The organism is Sedimenticola hydrogenitrophicus, from assembly GCF_025175675.1.
Classification (GTDB): domain Bacteria; phylum Pseudomonadota; class Gammaproteobacteria; order Chromatiales; family Chromatiaceae; genus Sedimenticola; species Sedimenticola hydrogenitrophicus.
The window spans coordinates 126,920-151,936 of sequence record NZ_JANIOA010000002.1 but is presented as its reverse complement, the minus strand read 5'-3'; the positions used below and the strand labels follow the sequence as shown (position 1 = coordinate 151,936).

The 25,017-nt window shown below is 59.3% G+C and carries 21 protein-coding genes and 3 tRNA genes; 6 read left to right on the top strand and 18 right to left on the bottom strand.

Features of this window, described 5'->3' with window-relative positions; translation table 11 throughout:
* Positions 1-141: 141 nt before the first annotated feature.
* The 7 genes from NPX02_RS02515 to NPX02_RS02485 form a co-directional block, all read right to left on the bottom strand.
* Positions 142-567, bottom strand: coding sequence for a hypothetical protein (locus NPX02_RS02515; protein WP_260291599.1), 426 nt, complete (start codon positions 565-567; stop codon positions 142-144).
* 439 nt (positions 568-1,006) lie between these two features.
* Entirely contained in the window at positions 1,007-2,728 is a 1,722-nt protein-coding gene (locus NPX02_RS02510; RefSeq protein WP_260291598.1) for a nickel-dependent hydrogenase large subunit, read from the bottom strand.
* 115 nt (positions 2,729-2,843) lie between these two features.
* Positions 2,844-4,130 carry a (Fe-S)-binding protein gene (locus tag NPX02_RS02505; RefSeq protein ID WP_260291596.1) on the bottom strand — a complete coding sequence of 429 codons (1,287 nt, stop codon included), beginning with the start codon at positions 4,128-4,130 and terminating at the stop codon, positions 2,844-2,846.
* Positions 4,127-4,789 (bottom strand): respiratory nitrate reductase subunit gamma, encoded by a 663-nt coding sequence (locus NPX02_RS02500; protein ID WP_260291594.1) that lies wholly within the window; start codon positions 4,787-4,789, stop codon positions 4,127-4,129. The genes NPX02_RS02505 and NPX02_RS02500 overlap by 4 nt, the downstream gene beginning before the upstream one ends.
* A complete protein-coding gene (locus NPX02_RS02495; RefSeq protein ID WP_260291593.1) occupies positions 4,786-5,877 on the bottom strand; it encodes a hydrogenase small subunit in 1,092 nt (363 codons plus the stop codon). Before NPX02_RS02495 ends, NPX02_RS02500 begins: the two co-directional genes overlap by 4 nt.
* Before the next feature lie 98 nt (positions 5,878-5,975).
* On the bottom strand, positions 5,976-6,407 hold the full coding sequence (locus NPX02_RS02490) for a hydrogenase expression/formation protein (RefSeq protein ID WP_260291592.1): 432 nt from the start codon (positions 6,405-6,407) through the stop codon (positions 5,976-5,978).
* A 174-nt stretch (positions 6,408-6,581) separates the two neighbouring features.
* Entirely contained in the window at positions 6,582-7,067 is a 486-nt protein-coding gene (locus tag NPX02_RS02485) for a HyaD/HybD family hydrogenase maturation endopeptidase (RefSeq protein ID WP_260291591.1), read from the bottom strand.
* 580 nt (positions 7,068-7,647) lie between these two features.
* Here NPX02_RS02485 and NPX02_RS02480 point away from each other — a divergent pair.
* From NPX02_RS02480 to NPX02_RS02460, 5 genes are all read left to right on the top strand, one after another.
* A complete protein-coding gene (locus NPX02_RS02480; protein WP_260291590.1) occupies positions 7,648-9,804 on the top strand; it encodes an adenosylcobalamin-dependent ribonucleoside-diphosphate reductase in 2,157 nt (718 codons plus the stop codon).
* 100 nt (positions 9,805-9,904) lie between these two features.
* Entirely contained in the window at positions 9,905-10,594 is a 690-nt protein-coding gene (locus NPX02_RS02475; protein WP_260291589.1) for a TSCPD domain-containing protein, read from the top strand.
* A 584-nt stretch (positions 10,595-11,178) separates the two neighbouring features.
* On the top strand, positions 11,179-12,678 hold the full coding sequence (locus tag NPX02_RS02470; protein WP_305792713.1) for a CoA-acylating methylmalonate-semialdehyde dehydrogenase: 1,500 nt from the start codon (positions 11,179-11,181) through the stop codon (positions 12,676-12,678).
* Between the two features lie 7 nt (positions 12,679-12,685).
* Positions 12,686-13,669, top strand: coding sequence for a 2-hydroxy-3-oxopropionate reductase (locus tag NPX02_RS02465; RefSeq protein ID WP_470423638.1), 984 nt, complete (start codon positions 12,686-12,688; stop codon positions 13,667-13,669).
* Positions 13,670-14,015: 346 nt separating this feature from the next.
* Positions 14,016-14,414 carry an OsmC family protein gene (locus NPX02_RS02460; protein ID WP_260291588.1) on the top strand — a complete coding sequence of 133 codons (399 nt, stop codon included), beginning with the start codon at positions 14,016-14,018 and terminating at the stop codon, positions 14,412-14,414.
* Positions 14,415-14,486: 72 nt separating this feature from the next.
* Here NPX02_RS02460 and NPX02_RS02455 read toward each other — a convergent pair whose 3' ends face one another.
* The 6 genes from NPX02_RS02455 to NPX02_RS02430 form a co-directional block, all read right to left on the bottom strand.
* On the bottom strand, positions 14,487-14,663 hold the full coding sequence (locus NPX02_RS02455; RefSeq protein ID WP_260291587.1) for a hypothetical protein: 177 nt from the start codon (positions 14,661-14,663) through the stop codon (positions 14,487-14,489).
* A gap of 30 nt (positions 14,664-14,693) precedes the next feature.
* Positions 14,694-16,055 carry an amidase gene (locus tag NPX02_RS02450; protein WP_260291585.1) on the bottom strand — a complete coding sequence of 454 codons (1,362 nt, stop codon included), beginning with the start codon at positions 16,053-16,055 and terminating at the stop codon, positions 14,694-14,696.
* Positions 16,045-17,469 (bottom strand): TRAP transporter large permease, encoded by a 1,425-nt coding sequence (locus NPX02_RS02445; protein ID WP_260291583.1) that lies wholly within the window; start codon positions 17,467-17,469, stop codon positions 16,045-16,047. The genes NPX02_RS02450 and NPX02_RS02445 overlap by 11 nt, the downstream gene beginning before the upstream one ends.
* A gap of 3 nt (positions 17,470-17,472) precedes the next feature.
* Positions 17,473-18,159: a TRAP transporter small permease subunit gene (locus NPX02_RS02440; protein WP_260291581.1), complete on the bottom strand. Its 687-nt coding sequence runs from the start codon at positions 18,157-18,159 to the stop codon at positions 17,473-17,475.
* 264 nt (positions 18,160-18,423) lie between these two features.
* The gene (locus NPX02_RS02435) at positions 18,424-19,587 is read right to left on the bottom strand and encodes a TRAP transporter substrate-binding protein (RefSeq protein ID WP_335342505.1); all 1,164 of its coding nucleotides are present in this window, start codon (positions 19,585-19,587) and stop codon (positions 18,424-18,426) included.
* Between the two features lie 164 nt (positions 19,588-19,751).
* Positions 19,752-20,717, bottom strand: a complete 966-nt coding sequence (locus tag NPX02_RS02430; protein ID WP_260291579.1) for a 2-hydroxyacid dehydrogenase — start codon at positions 20,715-20,717, stop codon at positions 19,752-19,754.
* Between the two features lie 572 nt (positions 20,718-21,289).
* Here NPX02_RS02430 and NPX02_RS02425 point away from each other — a divergent pair.
* Complete coding sequence (locus tag NPX02_RS02425) at positions 21,290-22,165, top strand: NAD(P)-dependent oxidoreductase (RefSeq protein WP_260291576.1); 876 nt, start codon at positions 21,290-21,292, stop codon at positions 22,163-22,165.
* A 12-nt stretch (positions 22,166-22,177) separates the two neighbouring features.
* Here NPX02_RS02425 and NPX02_RS02420 read toward each other — a convergent pair.
* From NPX02_RS02420 to uvrC, 5 genes are all read right to left on the bottom strand, one after another.
* A tRNA-Leu gene (locus tag NPX02_RS02420) sits at positions 22,178-22,265 on the bottom strand.
* Positions 22,266-22,288: 23 nt separating this feature from the next.
* A tRNA-Cys gene (locus NPX02_RS02415) sits at positions 22,289-22,362 on the bottom strand.
* Between the two features lie 99 nt (positions 22,363-22,461).
* Positions 22,462-22,537 (bottom strand) — tRNA-Gly (locus NPX02_RS02410).
* A gap of 43 nt (positions 22,538-22,580) precedes the next feature.
* Entirely contained in the window at positions 22,581-23,177 is a 597-nt protein-coding gene (gene pgsA / locus NPX02_RS02405) for a CDP-diacylglycerol--glycerol-3-phosphate 3-phosphatidyltransferase (RefSeq protein WP_260291575.1), read from the bottom strand.
* Between the two features lie 6 nt (positions 23,178-23,183).
* Positions 23,184-25,013: an excinuclease ABC subunit UvrC gene (gene uvrC / locus NPX02_RS02400; protein ID WP_260291574.1), complete on the bottom strand. Its 1,830-nt coding sequence runs from the start codon at positions 25,011-25,013 to the stop codon at positions 23,184-23,186.
* Positions 25,014-25,017: the final 4 nt, after the last annotated feature.

Here is a 25,017-nt window from a genome sequence, read left to right as displayed (position 1 = left end):
GCGAGCGCGCTCCGGTTAACCGTGGCGACCGGCACAGCGGGTGCCGCGTCGCGAATCATATTGCGGGGTTGGGCGGGAGCCGGTCGTGCCAATGACCTGGTGCCGATAGCGGGCGCACCAGGCGACAACAGTTACCGACTCCTAGACGGTGAAGGGAAGCAGCAGTTTCTGAAACAGCAGGTAGAGTGGAGGAGAGGTGAAAGCGGAAACTTCGTGGAACCGCGGCGGCGCGGCTTTGGTCGCCCCCGGCGACAGCGGCAGTGGCGCCTGCGGGGCCGTGATCAGGTCCGCCGATCCGGAATCCTTGTTACGCTGGAAGGTGTTGCCGCCAACCACGCTGAGTGGATTGCTCGAAGCGCGTTGACAGACCACCGTGTGGTGTCCGGGCTTGTCCCGCGTCTGCAGCACACCCGGGTCGCCCGTCCTGTCGAACGGGTGATCGATGTCGTTCACACACCAGGCGGCGGAGAGCAGGCCGGACCACAACCACAGCAACAGGAACAGCAGCGTCGGCACGCCGTAGGGGCGTCGGGCACTACTGACTGGGGTGTGGCGGGATGACGGCATGGGTGATCCGGTTAGTTTGCTCGATACAGTTCACTGAAGCGGACGATTCAGGGGTCCGCCCAGTCTGAACTGAAGGTCGAATTGATGGACCATCAAAGCGGTCAAGAGTTCACGCCCCTCGCCCATCAGCTGATCCAGGTCAACACAACGCGTTAGCGGGCGCGGGCCTACTCCGCCCTTCTGCCGTGCGGCCGACTCGCCGACGTAACCCGACAGACCGGATGTATGCGTCGGATTACGCTACGCCAACGCAACCTACGGTTCTACCCCGTCATTCCGGCGCATGCCGGAATCCAGTTGTCGGTCGCGTTAGCCGAAGGCGTAACCCGACAGACCTGATGTATGCGTCGGATTACGCTGCGCCAATGCAACCTACGGTGCTACCCCGTCATCCCGGCGTATGCCTGAATCCACAGGTAGGCCGCGTTGGCCGCCGGCGTCAGGTCACCTTCACCCGCACCATCTCCTCGCCCTCCTCGTCGGAGAGATGCACCGCGCAGGCGATGCAGGGATCGAAGCTGTGGATGGTACGCAGGATCTCCAGCGGCTGTTTCGGGTCGTGCAACTGATGATTGTCCTGCAACGCCGCCTCGTAGGCGCCCGCCTTGCCTTCGGTGTCCCGCGGACCGGCATTCCAGGTGGAGGGCACCACCGCCTGATAGTTCTTGATCTTGGTATCCTTGATCACGATCCAGTGACCCAACGCGCCACGCGGCGCCTCCATGTAACCCGCCCCCTGGCACTCGCTGGGCCAGGTGGAGGGGTCCCACAGCTTGTTGTTGAAGGTCTTGCTGTCCCCGGCCTTGATATTGGCAATCAGATCGTCATACCAACCCTGCATGCCATCGGCCAGAATCTTCGATTCCAGGGTACGGGCCGCCGTCCGCCCCAGGGTGGAGAAGAGTGCCTCGATCGGCAGATCGAGCTTTTTCAGGGCGAAGCCGGCCAACTCTTTGGTCGGCTCATGTCCCTTGGCGTAGAGCAGCAACACCCGCGCCAGCGGCCCCACCTCCATGGCGTGGTTCTTCCAGCGCGGCGATTTGAGCCAGGAGTAGGCCTGCTCCACGTCCAGCTGTTTATAGGGCGGTTTGGGACCGGTGTAGTTGAGGGTTGTCTCGCCGTCGTAGGGGTGCAGCCCCTTCTCCTTGCCCTCTTCATAGTCGTACCAGGAGTGTTTAACGTACTCCTGAATCTGCGAGGCATCGTGCACGTCGACCTCATGAACGGTACTCAGGTCGCGATTGAGTATGACGCCGGCCGGGAACAGAAAACCGGACGGATCGTTCATGCTGGTGGCCGGCAGGTCGCCATAACACATGAAGTTGCCCAGTCCCTCGCCGCGCTTGAACCAGTCCTTGTAGAACGAGGCGACGGCCAGGGTATCGGGCAGATAGACCTGATCCACGAACTGCCGCATCTGGTTGATGATGTCCTGCACCTGGGAGAGCTTCTTGGCATTGATGGCGGAGTCGGAGTTGAGGTCGATGGGCGATGCCACCCCGCCCACCAGGAAGTTGGGGTGCGGATTCTTGCCGCCGAAGATGGCGTGCAGCTTGGCCACGTCGCGCTGCCAGGTGAGGGCTTCCAGGTAGTGCGCCACCGCCATCAGATTGGCCTCGGGCGGCAGTTTGTAGGCCGGGTGGCCCCAGTAGGCCTTGGAAAATATCCCCAGCTGACCGCCATCGACGAAGCCCTTCAGCTTCTTCTTCATGTCCGCGAAATAACCGGGTGACGACTTGGACCAGCTGCTCAGAGACTGGGCCAGTTCGGAGGTCGCCTTGGGATCGGCGCTCAGGGCCGAGACCACATCCACCCAGTCCAGGGCATGCAGGTGATAGAAGTGCATCACATGGTCGTGGATATACTGGGCCCCGATCATCAGGTTGCGGATCAGCTGGGCATTCTTGGGGATCTCATAGTTCAGGGCATCCTCGACGGCACGGATGGAGGCCATGCCGTGCACCAGGGTGCAGACACCGCAGATGCGCTGCACGTAGGCCCAGGCATCGCGCGGGTCACGCCCCTTCAGGATGGTTTCGATACCGCGCACCATGGTACCGGATGAGTAGGCCTGGCCGATCTTGTCGCCATCCATCTGCGCCTCGATGCGCAGGTGGCCCTCAATACGTGTGATCGGATCAACGACAATGCGTTCGCTCATAGCTCTGTTCTCCCATTACCGCCCCGCTTCATGCCGGACGGCGATTCGCGCCAATGGCGCTCCTGCGATCTGTTGTTATGAACCTGCCGTTCGATTGCGTGCGGCAGGTCCGTCATTATTCCGGCGTCTCCGGCGGCTCTTCATCCACCACCAGGTGATCGGCGATCAGTTCGGAGAGCCCAACCACCGGCAATTCGACCTTGTACTCCTCGAGCCCCTCCTCGATCACCAGCCGGCAGTTGGCGCAGGCGGTGACCAGCACCTCGGCCCCGGTCTCCGCAATCTGATCCCGTTTCTTCTTGAAGGCCCTGATTCGCAACTCATCGGCATCCTCGTTACTGGAGACGCCGCCGCCCCCGCCGCAGCACCAGGCCATCTTGCCGTGCTCCTTCATGTCGACGAAATCGCTGGTGACCATGTTCATCAGGCGTCGCGGGCCATCGATCACGCCGCCCTTCCTGGCGATCGAGCAGGGATCGTGGAAGGTGTGACGGTCGCTCTCCAGATCCCGGGTCTTGATCCGGCCGGCGGCACGCAGCTCATCCAGCAGTTCCAGGATATGCACCACCCGGAACGGGAATGGCCGGCCGATCAGGTTGGGTCCGTCCCAGCGAATGGCGGTATAGGCGTGGCCGCACTCCGGGCTGATGACATGCTTCACCTTCAGCCGTTCCGCCCCATCGACGATGCGCTGCACCAAGGTGCGGGCGATATCGCTGGAGCCGATCTGGATACCGGAGTTGGTGGCCTCGAACGCGCTGGAGCAGAGGGTCCAACTGACCCCGGCCTGCTTGAATATCTTGGCCAGGGCCTGCAGATACTCGGGAAAGTTCATGATCTCCATGGACGAAAGCAGTGCCAGGTAGTCGGCGCCCTCCACATCCATCGGGATCTTCAGCCCACTGTCGGCCTCGATATGCCGGATCTGCGCCTCCAGGGCGCTGAGCTTGACCCCCATGGGACTGCCGATGGTGACCGCCCGGGTGGCTGCCCCCTTGACGCCTTCCGGCGAGTTGCCCGAGGCGACCATGCCCTCACGGGTCTTGCGCACCATGTAGGCGATGTCATTGCCGACCGGACAGACCATGGAGCAGCGGGCGCACATCGTACAGCTGTCGTAGAGCAACTCCTGCCATTCGGCCAGCATCTGGTCGGTCACCGGTTTGTGCAGACCCAATGCCTTTTTTAGCTTGCCGAACAGGGTGTATTCGGACTCCCAGACCCGGCGCAGCGGTTCCAGCTTGTAGATCGGGGTATATTTCGGGTCTCCGGTCTCGGTATAGAAAAGGCACGCCTCGGCACACATGCCGCAACTGACGCAACTGGAAAAGAAGGCGGCGACGGGCGCATCGATCTGTTCTTTGAGGGCGTTGATACCCCGCTCAAGTGTGGCTTGACTCATGACTCAACCCCCCGACGGCCGCTCATGGCGCCGTTGTACCAGCGCGAAAGGAAAACGGTGAAGGTGTGCATCAGCTTGGTGAACGGGAAGGCGATCAACAACGCCTCCACACTCAGAACATGCAGACCGAGAATCAGCGGATAGGGATTGACCATGCGGTGATAGGCCAGGTAGCCGGTCAGTATGGGCAGGAAGGTCAGGGTCCACACCAGCCAGTCCTCCCCGCTGCTGATCTTGCGCATCACCGGGTTCATCAGCCGGTGCCAGAGCCCGGCCAGCAGGCCGATGATGGCCAGCACCGTCGCCGCATCCACGATCGGATTCGGCAGTCCGGGCCAGCCGAATCCGAAGGTGGCACGGAACAGTTCGATGTGCGGCACGAACAGGAACAGACCGACAAACAGGCCGATATGGAACAGGTAGCCGGTCACCACCGTGAGCGGCTGCCGCCGGAAGGTCCCCGGATCGGGTATGGAGCGGGTGAAAATCGTCCGCATCCCCGGACCGAACTCCGTACCCTTGGGCTCCGCCAGGTTCTGCTTGCGACCCAGTGAAATGATCTCGAACAGCCGCAGGATGACGCCGATGACGAAGATGGTGACGGCGATGTCGAATGCGGTGCCCCGGGTCCAGATGAGAAAGTCCATCGGTTCGTTCATGATGTTTTCTCCAGATCATCGACGGTGACGTTGGCGTGTGCCTTTTGCGCCTCGTCCTTGGTCTTGTAATTGAGCCCGGCGGCGGCCGCACCCAATACCAGGCCGGCCGCGGCGGCAAAGGCCACGGTCTGCGAGTTGTCGCTAATCGGCACCGAGAGGGCGTTGTAGAAGCCGCCGGCATCCCAGAAGCGGGGTTCGGAACAACCGAGACAACCGTGTCCCGACTCGACCGGCCAACTGGTCCCCTGATTCCACTTGGTGGTGGCGCAGGCGTTATAGGTCATCGGCCCCTTGCAGCCGAGCTTGTAGAGACACCAGCCGGCCTTGGCCCCCTCGTCGTCAAAGGTCTCGGCAAACAGACCCTTGTCGTAGAACGGACGGCGATAGCAGCGGTCGTGGATGCTCTGCCCATAGAACACCTTGGGCCGGTTGTACTGATCCAGTTCGGGGATCGTGCCGAAGGTGAGAAAATGTGCCAGCACACCGGTGATCACGGTGGGAATCGGCGGGCAGCCGGAGACATTGATGATCGGCTTGTTCTTGATGATATCCGAGACGGAGACCGCACCGGTGGGATTGGGATTGGCCTGCGGCAGGCCGCCGAAAGCCGCGCAGGTACCCACCGCGACGATGGCCGCCGCGTCCTTTGCCGTCTCTTCCAGCATCTGCAGATTGCTGATACCGGCGATAGTGGAGTAACCGGGATTGCCCAGCGGAATCGAGCCATCCACCACCAGGATGTAGTTCCCTTTGTTTTCGTGCATGGCCGCCTCGCGGGCCGCCTCGGCCGCCTCACCGGCCGCCGCCTGCAGGGTGTGGTGATAATCCAGGGAGATATGATCAAAAATGAGGCTCTCGACCGATGGCGAGTGGCTGCGGGTAAGGGATTCGGTACAACCGGTGCACTCCTGAAACGAGAGCCAGATGACCGAGGGACGTCTGGCCTTCTCCAGCGCCGCGGCAATTGCCGGGACCATGCTGGGCGGCAGTGCCATGAGTGAGGCGGTTGCCGTACAGAACTTCAGAAAACCGCGTCGCGAAACCCCGTGACGCCTCAGGCTGTCACCCAGGGTGTTATTTTCAGCCATGTTACCTCCCTTTCTATTACTGAATCGCTGTTGACTCTGTGTCGTTGTTCTCGTTGAGTGCAGAGACGGAAAACCGGATCACCGGATTTGCAACCCGCTCACTCAGGCCCGTGCATCTCGGCATTCAATACCGAATCGAGGGCACCGAGGCTCTGGTACATATCTTCTGTCTGGGCGCGCAGCAGTGCTGGAATCTCGATCACCTCAAGCTGAAACGCGATCCGCTCCGCCTCGCTGTTGTAGTGGTCCACGATCCAGACACCGCTGAAGCGGGACTCCCGGACGGTGGTCCTGCCCAGGGCATCCAGCGTCGCCGCCACCTCGCCCTCCCCCAACAGGGAGAGCAGGCGCTCTTCGTCACCCGGACCAAAGGGGATCGCCCGCAGATCGATAATGGTGGACTCGCCGGTGCGTAGCAGCCGTTCCAGCGCATGCCGCACCTCATGCAGCAAGGGCAGCGTGTTGTGTGTCATCCCCGGCATTGCGCGATTGGAAACCGCCTCGGAACCCTTTTGTTCGAATACGCTCATATTCTTAAATTATCCTTTGCCACAAGACTATCCCGATTGCGAAGACCCCATGATGACCCAGGTCATGTTGCCTTTTACTTTCTAAATAAATATTTTACCCATTTAATAACAGCAACTTAGGCGCGCCGTACCCGTGGCGCCGCCACTTGATCCAGTGGCCGCTGCGCTACCCGGTCAGCGGGGAGTGCCGGACCAGCGATCAAGCAACTCGATCACCTTGCCCACCGCCTGCGGTATCGCCTGCGCCACAGCCGCCGATGGCTGCTCGCCCCACTCCAGGCTCTCGGGTTCAATCCCCACCAGCGCACGATGCTCCGGATAATGTTCAGAGAGACGGGCGATATCCAGAAGGTCGGTAAGGCCTACTTCATGGACGCTTTGCCGATTGCCGGTGAGGTAGCGATCCATTTCACTCGCCTCGTAACAGACGACACTGCCCGGACGGCCACCCGTCCGGGCCGCATCCACCACGATCAACCGGGCATGTTCCGCCAGCAGGCCCGCCAGGGAAAAACTCAAGGTACCGCCATCGACAAAGGCCACATCCTGCCGTTGCGAAAACCGCTCCTGCAGGCGGTTGATGACGTGAACGCCCACCCCTTCATCCGTCAACAGGGTATTGCCGATACCCAACACCAGTGTCGTTTTTTTCTCATTCACGTGGGCTCATCCCGATAAACTTTACTTGGCCTAATATTAATATATTATTAGTTTCTAATCATATGACCTTAATCAACATTTGCCCGACCTTGAACCGCTATTCCGCGGCTGGAATAAATTGTTTCAGACAACCACCAGTTGTGAGAAATTTTTCAACAAAGCACAATATGTTGTGTTTTGTTGAAAATCCTTTTTTTTCCGTGACTTATCATAATCCGCCGGCCCCGCGCCATCTCCAAGTCATTGATTTTACTATTTATCAGCTTTTTCTTATGCCCCATAAAGCGACTTGACAGGGACCGCCAAGGATCCTAATCTTCACACATCCAAACACAACATATTGTGTTTTCATGCCAGACACGGAAAGTAAAACCACAAGATATAGGAGCCATTCATGAGAACAGACGGTCCATTGACAATCCGCCCATGCCGCCGCATTGGCACAACCATCCATACCCAAGCAGATACGTATTACACTTACTAAATGCAGGTGATTGTTCGCCCCGGTATTGAGAGACCGGAATCAGGCGTACAACGCAAAAATCATATATAAATATAAGAGCCGAAGGATTTGTGTGACATGAAAAGCGCCCACCTTAAAGCTGTAGCCACCGCTGCCGTGGAGATCCCCTTGCAACCCGCCTCACTCGATATCTGGAACACCAAGTACCGGCTGAAAGCGAAAGACGGTACGCCTGTCGACCAGGACATTGACGGCACCTACCAGCGTGTCGCCAAGGCACTGGCCGAGATCGAGGTCACCCCCGATCTGCAGCAGCAGTGGGGCGAGCGTTTCCTCTGGGCCCTGCGGCGCGGCGCCATCCCGGCCGGCCGCATCACCTCCAATGCCGGCGCCCTGGAACACAAACCGGCCACCTCCACCATCAATTGTACCGTCTCCGGCACTATCTATGACTCCATGGACGAGATCCTAGGCAAGGTGCACGAGGCGGGGCTGACCCTCAAGGCCGGCTGCGGCATCGGTTATGAGTTCTCTACCCTGCGCCCCCGGGGCGCCTATGTGAGCGGCGCCGGGGCCTACACCTCCGGTCCCCTCTCCTTCATGGATATCTACGACAAGATGTGCTTCACCGTCTCCTCCGCCGGGGGACGGCGAGGCGCCCAGATGGCCACGTTCGACGTGGGCCATCCCGACGTCATGGACTTTATCCGCGCCAAGCGCGAGGCCGGTCGTCTGCGCCAGTTCAACCTCTCCCTGCTGATTACTGAAGAGTTCATGGAGGCGGTAAAACAGGACGCGCAGTGGGATCTCGCCTTCCCCATCTCGGAGAAGGAGCTGCAGGATGATAAGATCGACCTGACCGACGGCAAACAGATCATCTGGCGCGAATGGCCTTACAAGGAGGGCTTCATCGCCGATGAGACCGGCACCAAGATCGCCTGCAAGATCTACAAGACCATCCGCGCACAGCGGCTGTGGGACGTTATCATGTCCTCCACCTACGATTATGCCGAACCGGGCTTCATCCTGATCGACAAGGTCAACGAGATGAACAACAACTGGTTCTGCGAGAACGTGCGCGCCACCAACCCCTGCGGCGAACAGCCCCTGCCCCCTTACGGCGCCTGCCTGCTGGGCTCGGTCAATCTGACCACGTTTGTCCGCAACGCCTTCACCAAGGAGGCAACCTTCGACTGGGCGGAGTTCCGCGAAGTTGTGGCCGTGTTCACCCGCATGCTGGATAACGTGGTGGAGATCAATGGTCTGCCACTGGAGGAGCAGCGCAAAGAGATCGAGCACAAGCGCCGTCATGGCATGGGCTATCTGGGCCTGGGATCCTCCATGACCATGCTGGGCATGCAGTATGGCGACGCCGCCTCGCTGCGCTTCACCGAAAAGGTGACCAAGGAGTTGGCGATGGTCGGCTGGCAGACCGGCCTCGAACTGGCCCGGGAAAAAGGCCCGGCCCCGATCATGGAGCAGGAGTTCAGCGTCACCAAGGAGATGCTCACCCTGCGTCCGGAAATGGCGGTCGACAACTGGAAGATCGGCGACAAGGTGAAGGGCAAGATCCTGCATGCGAAATACAGCCGCTACATGCAGCAGATCGCCGCCGAAAACCCCACGTTGGTCGAGCAGATCGCCGAGGATGGTTGCCGCTTCACCCACCACAGCTCCATCGCGCCCACCGGCACCATCTCCCTCTCCCTGGCCAACAACGCCAGCAATGGTATCGAGCCCAGTTTCGCCCATCACTATGCGCGCAACATCATCCGCGAAGGCAAGAAGAGCAAGGAGAAGGTGGACGTGTTCAGCTTCGAGTTGCTGGCCTATCGCGAGCTGATCAACAAGGAGGCGATGCCCTACTCCGAGGAGACCGACAAACAGTTGCCGGACTACTTCATCACCGCGGATCAGGTCTCGCCAAAGCAGCACGTGGATGTACAAGCGGCGGCGCAGAAATGGATCGACTCCTCCATCTCCAAGACGGCCAACGTGCCCACCGATTTCGATTACGAGGCGTTCAAGGATATCTATCTCTATGCCTACGAACAGGGTCTGAAGGGCTGTACCACCTTCCGTTTCAATCCGGAGGCGTTCCAGGGCGTGCTGGTCAAGGAGGCGGATCTGGCCAACACCACCTACAAGTTCACCCTGGAAGACGGCACGGTGATCGAGGCCAAGGGTAATGAGGAGATCGAATATGATGGCGAGATGCACACCGCCGCCAACCTGTTCGACGCCATGAAAGAGGGTTACTACGGCAAGTTCTAGCCCGCGTAACAACCGATAAAAAAACATCAGACCCGCGTCTGACCCCGCGTCTGACCAAGAAGATTCAACCGCTCAGTCCCAACTGACAAGGTTAAGCAATATGGCAATCAAGATTGACAGTAAAATCGTAGGCTTCAGCGTCGCCAAAGAGGAAGAGGCCGCGGCGCCCGTCGAGGCCAAGACCCCGGAAAGCAATATCATCCACATGCATGAGAAGGTCGCGCGCCCGGAGATGCTGTTCGGCTCGACCTATAAGATCAGCACCCCGCTCTCCGAGCATGCGCTCTACGTCACCATCAACGACATCATCCTCAATCATGGCACCGAGCATGAGGTACGCCGTCCCTATGAGGTGTTCATCAACTCCAAGAACATGGACCACTTCCAGTGGATCGTGGCCCTGACCCGGATCATCTCGGCGGTGTTCCGCAAGGGTGGCGACGTCACCTTCCTGGTGGAAGAGCTGCGTTCGGTTTTCGATCCCAGCGGTGGTTATTTCAAGAAAGGCGGCAAGTACATGCCCTCGCTGGTGGCCGAGATCGGCGATGCCATCCACTGCCACTTGGTGATGATCGGCCTGCTCAAGGAAGAGGGTCCCGATGAGCACCAGCAGAAGTTGATCGATAAAAAACGCGCCCAGTACGAAGAGTCGATCAACCTGCGCGACAAGGAGCACGACAGTGACTTTCCGGAAGGCGCGCAGCTGTGCAAGAAGTGCAACACCAAGGCGGCCATTATGATGGACGGCTGCCTGACTTGCCTGAACTGCGGCGATTCCAAATGCGGATGACCTGCACCAGGTAACAGAAACCCACAAAAGGCCCGTATATTGCGCGGGCCTTTTGTTATTTGGGGCAATTTCTGGATCTGACCCGAATCCGTGACGTCCGGGATAGGCCGGCGAATGCTTAGGGTTGGTGGTCAAGTCACGGATTCAGGTTATCAAGATAACCGCAAAGTAGACCAAGAGCGCGAAGCATAAAACCTGTTCACCGTGCGCTTCAGGAGAGGGGTCGTGAAGTCCGGCATTGCACTAGGAGGCCCGCCCCCGGGCCGATATCGCGGCGAGGCGCCGCACCTACAGGTCGATTATTACAATGATCGGGTTTATAAGGTACCTGGGGCCGGAGTTGAAGCGGCAGGTTCACCACCAGTTGCGGATTTCAAGTCTGGCTTAACGGGCGATCTAGCCAACCCGTCATGCACAAGATTCGTGTAGCCCGAAAAGCCACCCACACACCCCGAATACACCAGTAATGATATTCCCGGTCGCCTCGGTAACGACAACCACACGCTGCAGCGGCTTTGTTCACCATAGCGGAAATTTTGGACTAACTTAATAGAAGCGCTGATGGCAATTGAGAGGATATGGAGATGATCAAGACGCTGCACCACTATATAGGCGGACAACGGGTCGAGGGTACCAGCGGCCGCTATGGTGACGTGTTCAATCCCGCGACCGGCGAGCTCAGCGCGCGGGTGCCGCTGGCATCGGCAGATGAGGCAAGCCGGGTGGTAGCGGTCGCGGGCAAGGCGTTCGCCGCCTGGCGGGATACCCCTCCACTGCACCGCGCCAGGGTACTTTTCCGGTTTAAGGCGCTGCTCGACCAACACCTGGAGGAACTCGCCAAACTGGTATCCGCGGAACATGGCAAAGTGATCAGCGATGCCCGGGGTTCAGTGATTCGGGGCATGGAGGTGGTGGAGTTTGCCTGTGGCGCCCCCCATTTGCTGAAGGGTGGCTTCTCCGAAAATGTCGGCACCAATGTTGACAGCCACTCGGTACGCCAGCCACTGGGCGTCTGTGTGGGCATTACCCCCTTCAATTTTCCGGCCATGGTGCCCATGTGGATGTTTCCGCTCTCGATCGTCTGCGGCAACACCTTTATCCTGAAGACATCCGAGAAAGTACCCTCCACCGCCTTGCGGCTAGCCGAGTTGCTGAGCGAAGCGGGCCTGCCGGACGGTGTGTTGAATGTTTTGAACGGTGACCGGGAGGCGGTCGACACGCTGCTCACCCACCCCGGGGTGGCCGGTGTCAGCTTTGTCGGTTCCACGCCGATTGCCGAGCACATCTATCAGACGGCTTCCAGCCACGGCAAGCGGGTCCAGGCCCTGGGTGGCGCCAAGAACCACATGGTCGTCATGCCGGATGCCGATATGGATCAGGCCGCCGATGCCCTGATAGGGGCCGCCTACGGCTCCGCCGGTGAACGCTGCATGGCAATCTCCGTGGCGGTGGCCGTCGGTGATCAGACCGCCGATGCCCTGGTCGAGAGACTGGCACCGCGAGTGGAAAACCTGAGGATTGGCCCCGGCACCGACCCCGCCGCAGAGATGGGACCACTGGTCACCGGTGAACACCGGGACCGGGTCAAGGACTATGTGGACCTGGGCGTTGCCGAGGGGGCACAACTACTGGTGGATGGTCGCAACCGGACGATTGCTGACCATGAAAACGGTTTTTTTCTCGGCGGCTGCCTGTTCGACCGGGTGTCGACCGATATGCGCATCTACCAGGAGGAGATCTTCGGCCCGGTGCTGTGCGTGCTGCGCACAGCCGATTTCGAGACCGCCCTCAGGATGGTCAACGACCATGAGCTTGGCAACGGCACCGCCATATTTACCCGCGATGGCGATACCGCACGCACCTATGCATCGCGGGTACAGGTGGGCATGGTGGGCATCAACGTGCCGATTCCGGTACCCATGGCGTTCCATAGCTTTGGTGGATGGAAACGCTCCCTGTTCGGGGACATACATGTGCACGGCATGGAGGGCATCCACTTCTATACCAAGCTGAAGACCATCACTTCACGCTGGCCCGAGGGTATCCGTTCCGGCGCGGATTTTCATATGCCGATCATGAAATAGACGACTCATTATCCACCGATCGGCAACCGCCCGGCCAAGGCCACCCGGGGATTGCCGCGGATGTGTTCGCCGAAACAGGCGGAATCCACCTTACATAAACGATGGAACGGAGGTAGATATGAGCAAAATCGGATTCATCGGCGTGGGCATCATGGGCAAGCCCATGGCCGGACACCTGCAGGCAGGGGGCCACCAGCTCTACCTGGTACGACACCGCACTCCCCTTCCCCGGGAGCTGCTCGACAGCGGTGCGGTGGCGTGTGACTCCGCCAAAGAGGTCGCAGAGCAGGCCGATATCGTTATCACCATGGTGCCCGACACACCCCATGTGGATCAGGTGCTGTTTGGGGAGAATGGGGTGGCTGCAGGATTGAGCCCCGGTAAACTGCTGATCGACATGAGTTCCATCTCGCCGATCGAAACCAAGGCCTTTGCATCCAGGATCAATCAGCTTGGCTGCGATTATCTGGATGCCCCGGTATCCGGTGGTGAAGTGGGCGCCAAGGCCGCCGCACTTACCATCATGGTAGGTGGACCGGACGGCGCATTTGTAAAGGCCAAACCGCTGTTCGAGCTAATGGGCAAGCACATCACCCTGGTCGGTGCTAACGGCGCCGGCCAGACCTGCAAGGTGGCGAATCAGATAATTGTCGCCCTCACCATTGAGGCGGTGGGCGAAGCGCTGCTGTTCGCATCCCGGGCGGGTGTCGACCCGGCAGGGGTGAGACAGGCGCTGATGGGTGGTTTTGCCGGATCAAAGATCCTTGAGGTGCACGGCGAACGCATGATCAAACGCACCTTCGACCCGGGATTCCGTATCGCCCTGCATCAGAAAGACCTTAACCTGGCACTCACGGGCGCCCGTGAACTGGGCCTGAGCCTGCCGAATACGGCCACCACCCAGGAGCTGTTCAACGCCTGTTCCGGAGATCTCGATCACTCCGCACTGGTCAAGGCGCTGGAGGCGCTGGCGGGTCACGAGATCGCGTGAGGCAGACCATCGGCGGGCGGCCTCCTAACGGGAATTCACTACTGGTTCTGCAATTTGATTAAGTACTTTTGTAGGGTGGATAAGCGACAGCGCATCCACCATGGCCGTGGTGAGAAGTGGTACATGAGTAGTGGTACAGGGATGTACCGTTTACGGAGCTGAGGACGCAATGTACCGTTTACGGACCTGAGGATGGCATGCGCCTACCGGCTTATCCACCCTACGAAACGGAAGATACCCGCATCTAACTGAGGCGGTTTCATCCAAAGTTATCGAATTGACACCACCAGCACATCACCAACCCTCTCCTCACCAGAGGAGATCTGACGATACGAGGAATTCGACCATGCCAACCGTCCATGTCACCGTTGATCAAATGGATTACTCATCATCCCGGGGAGAGGCCCGTGATCACTCGCACATCATGGACCGTCCGGAAGCAAAGGGCGGACAGAACAAGGGCCCGATGGGTGGGGAGACACTGTTAATGGGTCTCGGGGGTTGCTTCATGAGCAATCTGCTGGCGGCGGCCAAGGCGAGGAATGTCGAGATCGACAACGCCAGGGCCAGCGTCGCCGGAGAGCTTGCCGATAGCCCGGCCCGCTATACCGATATTCACATGACCATCACGGCGCAATGCTCCGCACCGGCGGAACTGAAAAAACTGGTCACCATTGCCGAGCGCGGCTGTATCGTTGCCAATACCCTCGCCAAGGCGGTCAACCTGACCATTTCATGTGAATAGCCCGGCAGGCGGTTGGGTGGGCGGACAGGCTTGGATTTACGGCTGCCTTCATACCGCCAGGCAGCCCGCCGGTTATCCGTTACTGTTGTTGCCTTTTTCGCGTAGCGTGCGCCAGAAATCGTAGATCGCCAGCAGCGAAACCAGGCTGATAACAATGATCAGATCGATGTCCGGCACGAACCAGGCGACCACCGCCAGGAAAGTGATCATTGTCGTCAATGCGATGATGGCCATGATCTTGTCTAACATATCACTCGACCTTTCCCGGACCTGACCAATTCAGGCTCCCAATGTATTGACCAGCCAACGCGCGGTGCGTAGCAGCCGCCCGTCGGCGTGACGGCGGCCCACCAGTTGCACGCCGATCGGCATGCCGTTTTCGCCGGTCAGCAATGGCAGGGTCACGGCCGGCACACCAAGGAAAGACCACAGGACATTGAATGCTGCACTGCCGGTACTGCCGAAGCCGGCCGGTGCCTCGCCGGTCGCGGCCGGTGTGACAATTGCGTCATAGCGATCGAAAACCTCCTCCAACCCGGCGTAGAGCGTTTCGCGCCAGTCGCGGGCGGCGAGATAATCGACGGCGCTGATCCCGCGGCCCTCTTCGATCGCCCCACGCGTCTCCTCCGCCAGACAGTCGGCTCCGCGTTGGTAGTAGTGACGCAGGTTGTGTGCAATCTCGGCCAGCATGATGCGACGATGTGCCGCCGCCCCCTCACTGAATATCTTCGGCAACTCAACCTCGTCGCAGCGCTCGCCGAGCGCCGCAACCAGTTCGGCGAAACCCGCGGCGCAATCCACCTCGATCCCGCTCCAGGCGGGTGTCTTGACGAATGCCAGCTGTGGCGTCACCGGTGGGTCGGACAGCGCGGTGTTGAGAATCCGTGGCGCAGCCGCAGGCGTCGTGTCCGGGTCAGCCGCATCGTAACCGGCAAGCACATCGGCAAGCAGGGCCACATCCTCGATCGTCCGCCCAAAAGTCCCCACGGTGTCGAGTTGTCGCGAGGTGCGCAGGACACCGTTACGCGGGATCAGGCCGAAGGTGGGTTTGAAGCCGACCACGCCACAATACGAGGCGGGTCGGATCACGGAGCCGCCGGTCTGGGTACCGACCGCGAACGGCACCATGCCACTTGCGACCGCCGCCGCCGAGCCCGACGAAGAGCCTCCCGGGGTATGCTCCAGGTTGTGCGGATTGCGCGTCTTGGCGGGTGCAAGGTAGGCACATTCGGTGGTGACTGTCTTGCCGAGAATCACGGCACCGGCGGCACGCAGGCGTGCCACCAGCCAGGCATCCTCGCCCGGACGACGACCGGCATCGAACGCGTTGCCATTCTCGGTCGGCAGGTCACGGGTATCGATAATATCCTTGATGCCCACCGGCAGGCCGTGCAGCGGCCCGAGCGGCCGTCCGGTCTGGCGGTAGGCATCGAGCCGCTCCGCCTGACTCATCGCATAGCCTTCGTCCAGGCTGGACCAGGCCTGGATTGACTCTTCGCAAGTAGCGATCCGGCGCAGGCAAGCGGCGGTCAGCTCGACAGCGCTCAGCGCTCCATCGGCGATCCGCTGGCGTGCCGCCAATGCGTTGAGGTCGGCCAAATCGGGGGAATTTGTTGCTATTTTTTGTTGCTCAACGGCCATAGATCAGATCCGGCAGCCAGAAAGTGATTCCGGGGAAGTTGTACAGGATTACCATGGCGAACAACACCATGACGAGATAGGGATAGTTACCCTTGAAGATCTGATTCAACTGCACGTGCGGCGGCGCGATACCCTTCAGATAATAGGCCGACATCGCCATCGGCGGTGTCAGGAACGAGGTCTGCAGATTGAGTGCCACCAGGATGCCAAAGAACAGGGGATCGATACCGAAATGCGGCAGTAGCGGCAGAAAGATCGGTACGAAAATGATGATGATCTCGGACCACTCCAGCGGCCAACCGAGCAGGAAGATAATGATCTGCGCCATGATCAGGAAAACCACGGGCGAGATGTCCAGACCGGTGACGTATTCGCTGATGATCTGCTCGCCGCCGAGATAGGAGAACACCGAGGAGAAGGTCCAGGAGCCGACGAACAACCAGCACACCATTGCTGTTGTGCGCAAGGTCAGATAGACCGATTCCCGCAGCCGCTGCCAGGTGAACGCCCGGTAGGCGAAGGTGAGCGCCAGACCGCCGAGGGCGCCGATCGCGGCCGCCTCCGAGGGCGTGGCCAGGCCGAACAGGATGGCGCCCAGCACCGACAGGATCAGAAAGGCGAGCGGAAAGAACGAGGTCAACAGCCGCACAACAATCTGGCCGACCGTGAATTCACCGACCTCCTCGCGGGTCGGCTTGGGCGCAAGCTGCGGCTGCAGCATCGAGCGGCCGACCACGTAGACAACATAAAGGCCCGCCAGCAGCAGACCGGGCAACAGCGCACCGGCATACAGTTTGACGATAGACACACCAGACGCCGCCGCGTAGACGATCAGCATGATCGACGGCGGAATCAGGATACCGAGTGTGCCACCGGCACAGATGACCCCGGCAGCCAGGCTGGTGTCGTAACGCGCCTTGAGCATCGCCGGGAAGGCCAGCAACCCCATCAGGGTCACAACCGCACCGACGATGCCGGTGGCGGTGGCGAACAGGGTGCAGGTGATCAATGCGGCCACCGCCATCGAACCGGGTATGTGGCGGGCGGCGATGTTAAGGGTATGGAACAGTCGCGCGACGATGTTGGCGCGCTCGACGATGTAGCCCATGAACAGGAACAGCGGGACGGCGGTGAGCACGTCGTTGGCCATCACCGAGTAGGTCTGGTTGACGAACAGGTCGAAGATCCGGTTGTTAAACAGCCCGTCAATCCACAACTCGATCTGTGTCCACTGGTCCGGATCGCCGCTTTCGATAGCCCGGTTGTAGGTCCGCCACATCCGGTGCGCATCGAAATAGGCGTAGTAGCCAAACATGATGCCCATCGCCATCAGCGTGAAGGCGACCGGAAAGCCAAGCAGGATGATGAACAGGAAGATCGCCAGCATCGACAGTGCGATTATCGGATCAGACATGGCTCAGTTGCGCTCCTGGTCATCGGGTTTTCTTTTTGTGTGCTGCTGCCTTTCGTCCAGTTCGTGTTGCTGCTCTTCCAGATCGTGTCCATCCTCACGCGCCACATGTGATGCAAAACTGCCGATCTCAGCGGCACCCTCACGCGCCAGTTGCACCTCCGTCTCCTCGATATCCTCGGCGGCGACGATCCATTCGCCGGTGCGGATACAGATGACGCAGCGGAAGACCTGTGCGATACCCTGGATGAACAACAGGATGCCCGCCGCGACAATCACGGTCTTGAACTGGAATACCGGGATGCCGGCAGGGCTGTTGACGCTGACCTCGAGATAGCGCCAGGAGCGCTCGGCATACTTCCAACCGGAGATAATCAGCGCGAGGACACCCGGGAAGAAGAACAGGAAATAGAGCACCAGCTCGACGCGCGCCTGGGTCCGCGGTTTCCACAGCCGATAGATGAAGTCGCCGCGCACATGCCCGCCACGCGACAGCGTATAGGCGCCGCCCATCATGAACAGCGTGCCGTAGGTAATATATGACAGATCAAACGCCCAGCTGGTGGGTGCGTTGAGGCCGTAACGAACGAAGACTTCGTAACCGACGCCGATCGCCATGACCAGGATCAGCCAGGCGAATGCCTTGCCGAACCACGCCGACAGGCGGTCGGCAAACTGTATGTAGCCGAGCATGCTTTTTCCTTTATCCTTAGGGCTGCGAGTTAAGGTCAGACCCGAATGGCAGTTACTTAAGTACCCGCCCCGAAACTACAGAGCTCGTCATTCCGGCGCATGCCGGAATCCAGGAATACCGCCACCCTTGAGCAGTCTGGATCCCGGCCTGCGCCGGGATGACGGTAGTTCTTGGCATAAGTAAGTGCCATTCAGTTCCCCGCCCCACCCTGCGCCGGTCTCTCACCGATAGCGCCGCAGGGTGGGTTGCACGGTCACAGCCGGTCAGAGCTTCAGCTTGCCCGGGAAGTAGTGGTTGTATGCCAAGGTGTAGTCCGGCGAGTTCATCAACTCATAGAACACGACCCGGTCGACCCAGGCACGCTGGCTGTCGAGCACCTTTTTCATATAGGGATCTTTCTCCAGGTCGGGGATGATCTCATCCCAGGCCTTGAGCTCCGCATCCAGAATCTCCTGAGAGGTGCGGTGCACCGTGACGCCCTTCTTCTGTATCTCTATGAGATCCTTGGAGTAGTTGTCCAGGGCAATCGCGGTATTCGCCGTGCTTGCCGACTCCACACCGTACTCCAGGATCGCCTTCATATCGTCGTCCAGGTCGTCGTAGAAGTCCTTGTTGAACAGAAACTCGAAGCTCTCGCTGGCCTGGTGGTAGGACGACAGGAAGTAGTGCTTGGCCACGTCCGGCGAGCCGAATCGCAGGTCCGACGAGGGGTTGTTGAACTCGAAGGCGTCGATCACGCCGCGCTCCATCGCCGGCACAATCTCGCCACCCGGTAGTTGGGCGACGCTCATGCCCATCTTCTGCATCAGGTCCGCTGCCAGGCCTACGGTACGGTACTTGAAACCCTTCACTTCCGATGCCTTGGTTATCGGAGTTTTAAACCAGCCGAACGGCTGCGCCGGCATCGGGAACCCCAGGAAACCGTAAACATTGAGGCCCATGATATCCTGGGTCAGCTCGCGGTAGAGGTCCTTGCCACCGCCGGCATTGAACCAGGCAAGCATGGTGGTGGCACTGCCGCCGAACACCGGGCCGGTGCCGAACAGCGAGGCCGCCTTGTGCTTGCCGTACCAGTAGACCGGTACGGTATGTGCCGCATCGAGTACGCCGTCACTAACCGCGTCCATGACCTGGAACGCCTTGACAACAGCGCCTGCGGGCAGCAGGTCCACCTTCAGGCGGCCGCCCGACATGCGCTCCACACGATCTGTATACTGGCGGGCAAAATCCATCCAGATATCGGATGATGGCCAGGAGGTCTGCATCTTGATGACCTTCGGGGCCGCCACGGATATCATCGGGAAACCAGCCGCAACGGAACCAGCTGCCACGGCAAGCCCGCTTTTCAGAAACGTGCGCCGGCTGGTTGCTGCCTTTTTCACTTCCACGCCGGCCACCATGTCACAACTGTTTTTTTTGTGTTGCATGTTGTTATCCTCCTCAAGTGGGTATTACCACCTACGCCTTTAAATCAGTCATATAAAGATATAACTGTCCTCCTTCGCTTACCGACTTCTACTGAATTATCAAAACAGTATAGGCAATCGACTTCGCTTCATCCGTATAACCGGTGAAATACACGCCCCTCGGCCTAGACCAACCTGTCAAGGGGCGCATCTCCGCAGACAATGGCATCAAGATTATCCAGTGCCCTGAAGCCCATGGCATCCCGGGTTTCCCGCGTGGCGCTACCGATATGGGGCAGCATGAATATGTTTTCCAACGCCTTGTAGCGGGGGTCGATATTCGGTTCATTGTTGAACACATCGAGTCCGGCGGCGAATAGCTTGCCGGAGCACAGGGCCGCGATCAGGGCGTCGTCATCCACGATGGCACCCCGTGCGGTATTCACCAGTATCGCCCCGTCCGGGAGCAAGCCGATGCGTTCAGCATTCATCAGATGGTGTGTTTCAGGAGTGGCCGGGCAATGAATCGAGAGAAAATCGCACTGGGGCAGCAGTTGTTCCAGGTGCTCATGGTAGACAGCACCCGCCTCGAGGTCGGTGGGGAGTCTGCTGCGATTGTAGTAGTGGATCTCCATGTCGAAGCCGCGGGCGCGTTTAGCCATGATCTGGCCCACCCTGCCCATGCCCAGGATACCCAGGCGTTTACCGGTGACTTGCACGCCAAGCCTGTAGGTCGGACTCCAGTCACCCCAGCTCCCGAGGCGGATCTCCTGCTCCCCCTCGTAGGCCCGTCGGGCCGCTCCGAGCAGCAACAGCATGGCAATCTCCGCCGTGGCATCGCTGAGCACATCCGGTGTGTTGGTGACGGTGATTCCACGAGCTTTCGCGGCATTGAGGTCGATGTGATCAAATCCCACCGAGAAGCTGCAGATCGATCGCACGCTGTCCGGCAGGCGCTCAATAACTTCCGCGGTTAGCTTCTCTGTGTGGCAGGGAAGGATTGCGTCAGCACCGGCAGCCAATCGCACGAGCTCGTCACTGGTATAGAGCTTGTCTTCGCTGTTGAAACGGGCATCGTAATCACGCTCCAGACGCGCCTCGACCGCAACTGGAAGTTTTCGTGTCACTAGTACAACGGCTTTTTTGCTCATTTTATTTTAATCTGTCACTCAGTCGCGTTAACACCCATAGTTCACCCTACCAATGCGGCGGCTAAAACTATCTATAAATTCCTATTCAAGCCGGCGTTACCAGTACCAATGGCTTTTTATACCGCAATGCGTAACTAATCGATTACAGTGTAGGCGACGTTTTCCCAACCGACAAATAGAGATCCAAATTCTCTCTAATATCTAAAGTGTCGGGGTTCGCAGTACTTGTAGGGTGGATAAGCATCAGCGCATCCACCATGAATCGGATGGCGGTGGATGCGCAAGCTTATGCCATCCTCAGGTCCGTAAACGGTACATCCATGTACCACTCCTCACCCTACGAATTCAGCGATTCGGGCTTTGTGAAATTAACTCCTATACTTGAGTAATAAAATATAACCGTAAGGAACTACTTGCGTTAGGTTAGCCTGACACAACGCCTTTCAGATGAACCCCTCTGCATTATGGAGAAGGCATCACAGACCCCTGCCCTGAGAGAATTCCCGCCAGGCTATGCCATACTCTCTGATGATAACGATCGGAGCCCCCATGAGTAGGCGACTGACCGAACCATGAACACACTGAAAGATTACACTCTGGGTTTTATCGGTCTGGGCCTGATGGGACGACCCATGTGCCTGAATCTGCATAAGGCCGGCGCCCGTCTGATCATTCATAACCGCAGCCGGGAAGCCGCAAGACAACTTGAAAGGCCGGACATCGGCGCCGTCCCATCACCGGCAGAGGTCGCCCGCTCCGCAGAAATCATCCTGTTAATGGTCGCCGACACCCCCGCGGTGGAGCAGGTCCTGTTCGGAAAATCGGGACTGATAGAGGGTCTGCGGAAGAACGCCTTGGTCATTGATATGGGGACGACAGCGGTCGTTCCCACTCGGGAGTTCGCCAGACGCTTGAATGAGGCCGGCGCCGGTTACATCGACGCCCCGGTGTCAGGCGGCGAGATCGGCGCCATCAACGGCACCCTGACCATCATGGCGGGTGGAGATATCGAATCCATACAGCGTGCCCTCCCCCTCTTCGGTGTGCTTGGATCCAAGTTTACCCATGTCGGTGATGTCGGGGCCGGTCAAATCGCCAAAGCGGCAAATCAGATCATCGTCGGACTAAACATCGGTGCAGTTGCCGAAGCGCTGGCGCTGGCGAAGCGTGCCGGTGCAGACCCGGCCAAGGTTCGTGAGGCGCTTATGGGTGGCTTTGCCGGCTCACGGATACTTGAAGTGCATGGTCAGCGGATGATTGAGGAAAATTTTAAACCGGGCGGGAAAATTACAACGCAATACAAAGACCTCGTGCAGGCGCTTGAGCTGGCCGCCCTGTGCGGCCTGGATTTACCGGCAACCAAACTCAATATGCAACTCTACAAATCCCTGATCGACCAGGGCCAGGGCAATCTCGATCACAGCGCGTTGATCAAGGCGTTAAAGTAAGTTATTGATGGATGGTGCCCGGGGCCGGACTTGAACCGGCACGGCCGCAATGGCCGGCGGATTTTAAGTCCGCTGCGTCTACCAATTTCGCCACCCGGGCAGCGGAGTTTAAAGCGGATAAAATGGAGGCTGAGCCCGGAGTCGAACCGAGGTGGACGGTTTTGCAAACCGCTGCATAACCACTTTGCTACTCAGCCATATATCTGTACAGGGGCGGAAGTATCCGGCATTTTTAGCAAGTTTTCCACCACCTGAAGAAGAAAACCCCGAGTCATTGCCCGGGGTATTCCGTAACTTGGAGCGGGAAACGAGATTCGAACTCGCGACCCCAACCTTGGCAAGGTTGTGCTCTACCAGCTGAGCTATTCCCGCGTCTCCTGATGCGCGGGCTATTGTAGTCTCCCCGCCGAAAGTGTCAAGCCGAAGATCGGCCGTTTTCCTCCGCCTGCTGCTCCGCCGTATCATTGAGGCTGGGCCAGGCGGCCCGCAGGTACATAAACATCGACCAGAGGGTCAGGATGACCGCCACGTACAGCAGCACGAAGCCGATGGTGTACAGCGGCAGGCCATACAAATCATCGCGGTAGATCATCAGGAAAATGGCGGTCATCTGGAAGCCCGTCTTCACCTTGCCGATGGCCGAGACCGCAATCTGCGCCCGCGCGCCGATCTCCGCCATCCACTCACGCAGGGCGGAAATGGTGATCTCCCGCCCGATAATTACCAGTACCGGAATGGCCAGCCCGGGGATCGGGTCCTGTTGCACCAGCAGGATCAGTGCCGCGGCGACCATCAGCTTGTCCGCCACCGGATCGAGGAATGCGCCGAGCGCGGATACCTGTTCCAATCTTCGGGCGAGATAGCCGTCAAACCAGTCGGTCACCGCCGCCAGGGCAAAGACGATGGCGCAGGCCTGCGCGGCGTACTGCCACGGCAGATAGAACAGCACCACAAAAACCGGGATCAGGAGCATCCGCAGGAGTGTCAGTACATTGGGTATATTCTGAAACATGCTTCTCTATTTATCTTCATGAAAGGCGGCGTAGATCTGCTCAGCCAGTTTGCGACTGATCCCCTCTACCCGTTCCAGATCGACAATGCCCGCACGGGCGATGCCCTGTAATCCGCCAAACTGCTTCAGCAGGCGTTGCCGCCGCTTCGCTCCGATCCCTGGAATCTGTTCCAGCACTGATGTTTTCCTGCTCTTCTCCCGCCGCTGACGATGGCCAGTAATGGCGAACCGGTGCGCCTCATCCCGAATCTGCTGGATCAGGTGCAAGGCGGGCGAATCTGTTGGCAGTATAATGGGGCTATCTGCACCGAACAAGAACAGTTGCTCCATGCCCGGGCGCCGATCCGGCCCTTTCGCGACCCCCACCAGCTGCACGCCCACAACCGCCAGCTCCTCAAGCACATTGGCCGCCGCCCGCAGTTGCCCCTTGCCGCCATCGATGAACAGGATGTCGGGCAGCACGCCCTCCCCGGTCTGGATGCGGGTATAGCGCCGGGTCAGTGCCTGGGCCATCGCCGCGTAATCGTCCCCGCCCTGGATACCCTCGATGTTGAAGCGCCGGTAATCCGCCTTGAGCGGCCCCGTGGCATCGAACACCACGCAGGAGGCAACGGTCAGTTCACCACCGGTATGGCTGATATCGAAGCACTCCATCCGGTTGGGCGACTCATCCAGAGAGAGACTCTGCTGCAACGCCTCGACTCGCCGCTGCATCCCCGCCCGGCTGGCGAGCCTTGCATCCAGTGCGAGCTGAGCATTGTGCAGCGCCATGCGCAGACCCTGCGCCCGGCTACCCCGCACCTCCCGACGCAGTTTCACCTGGTGGCCACTCTCCTGGGTCAGGACCTGTTCCAGCAGCGGTTTGTCATCGGGCACGTGGCTGAGCAGGATCTCCTGGGGAATCTGCTTGCCGATGTAATATTGGGCGATAAAGGCGGCGAGGATCGCCCCCTCCTGCTCGACACCGGCGGTATTGGGGAAGAAACTCTTGTTGCCGAGGTTGCGGCCGTTGCGAATGACAAACAGCTGGATACAGGCGGCACCGCCCTTGGCGCAGCAGGCGATGATGTCCATATCGCCCCGCTCACCGGTAATGTACTGCCTCTCCTGCACCCGGCTCAAGGCAGCGATCTGGTCGCGCAGGCGGGCCGCCTGTTCAAACTCCAGCGCCGCCGCGGCCTTCTCCATACGCTTCACCAGGCCATCGATCACCTGGTTGGCCTTGCCCTCGAGAAACAGTACCGCATCCTTTACATCCTCCGCATAATCGGCTTGGGAGACCAGTCCGACACAGGGGGCGCTGCAGCGCTTGATCTGATACTGCAGGCAGGGCCTGGAGCGATTGTTGTAAAAGGTATCGTCACACTGCCGGACGGGAAACAGCTTCTGTAGCAACTGCAGGGTTTCACGCATCGAACCGGCATTCGGATAAGGTCCGAAAAAGCGCCCTTTCGCCCGGCGTTTTCCACGGTGGTATGCCAGTCGCGGGAAGGGGTCAGCCGACAGATAGATATAGGGGTAACCTTTATCATCCCGCAGCAGGATGTTGTATTTGGGCTTGAGGCTCTTGATCAGGTTATTTTCCAGGATCAGCGCCTCGGCCTCCGTATGGGTAACGGTCACCTCGATGGCGTGGATCCTGGAGACCATCAATTGAATGCGCCGGTTCTGCGCCCGGGAGAAATAGCTGCTGACCCGCCTTTTCAGGTCTTTGGCCTTGCCCACGTAGAGCACGGCGCCATCGGCATCGAGCATGCGATAGACGCCGGGCAGTCTGGTCAGATGGTTGAGAAAACTCTTGTGATCGAAAGCTGGTATGGGAAGTTCTGCCGCCATAGGG

Coding starts and splice junctions, on each gene's coding strand:
- NPX02_RS02495 (WP_260291593.1), bottom strand. CDS start 5,877: ATGGCTGAAAATAACACCCTGGGTGACAGCCTGAGGCGTCACGGGGTT.
- NPX02_RS02455 (WP_260291587.1), bottom strand. CDS start 14,663: ATGTTAGACAAGATCATGGCCATCATCGCATTGACGACAATGATCACT.
- NPX02_RS02435 (WP_335342505.1), bottom strand. CDS start 19,587: ATGCAACACAAAAAAAACAGTTGTGACATGGTGGCCGGCGTGGAAGTG.
- NPX02_RS02480 (WP_260291590.1), top strand. CDS start 7,648: ATGAAAAGCGCCCACCTTAAAGCTGTAGCCACCGCTGCCGTGGAGATC.
- NPX02_RS02490 (WP_260291592.1), bottom strand. CDS start 6,407: ATGAGCGTATTCGAACAAAAGGGTTCCGAGGCGGTTTCCAATCGCGCA.
- uvrC (WP_260291574.1), bottom strand. CDS start 25,013: ATGGCGGCAGAACTTCCCATACCAGCTTTCGATCACAAGAGTTTTCTC.
- NPX02_RS02425 (WP_260291576.1), top strand. CDS start 21,290: ATGAACACACTGAAAGATTACACTCTGGGTTTTATCGGTCTGGGCCTG.
- NPX02_RS02510 (WP_260291598.1), bottom strand. CDS start 2,728: ATGAGCGAACGCATTGTCGTTGATCCGATCACACGTATTGAGGGCCAC.
- NPX02_RS02440 (WP_260291581.1), bottom strand. CDS start 18,159: ATGCTCGGCTACATACAGTTTGCCGACCGCCTGTCGGCGTGGTTCGGC.
- NPX02_RS02505 (WP_260291596.1), bottom strand. CDS start 4,130: ATGAGTCAAGCCACACTTGAGCGGGGTATCAACGCCCTCAAAGAACAG.
- NPX02_RS02470 (WP_305792713.1), top strand. CDS start 11,179: ATGATCAAGACGCTGCACCACTATATAGGCGGACAACGGGTCGAGGGT.
- NPX02_RS02450 (WP_260291585.1), bottom strand. CDS start 16,055: ATGGCCGTTGAGCAACAAAAAATAGCAACAAATTCCCCCGATTTGGCC.
- NPX02_RS02515 (WP_260291599.1), bottom strand. CDS start 567: ATGCCGTCATCCCGCCACACCCCAGTCAGTAGTGCCCGACGCCCCTAC.
- NPX02_RS02475 (WP_260291589.1), top strand. CDS start 9,905: ATGGCAATCAAGATTGACAGTAAAATCGTAGGCTTCAGCGTCGCCAAA.
- NPX02_RS02500 (WP_260291594.1), bottom strand. CDS start 4,789: ATGAACGAACCGATGGACTTTCTCATCTGGACCCGGGGCACCGCATTC.
- NPX02_RS02430 (WP_260291579.1), bottom strand. CDS start 20,717: ATGAGCAAAAAAGCCGTTGTACTAGTGACACGAAAACTTCCAGTTGCG.
- pgsA (WP_260291575.1), bottom strand. CDS start 23,177: ATGTTTCAGAATATACCCAATGTACTGACACTCCTGCGGATGCTCCTG.
- NPX02_RS02460 (WP_260291588.1), top strand. CDS start 14,016: ATGCCAACCGTCCATGTCACCGTTGATCAAATGGATTACTCATCATCC.
- NPX02_RS02445 (WP_260291583.1), bottom strand. CDS start 17,469: ATGTCTGATCCGATAATCGCACTGTCGATGCTGGCGATCTTCCTGTTC.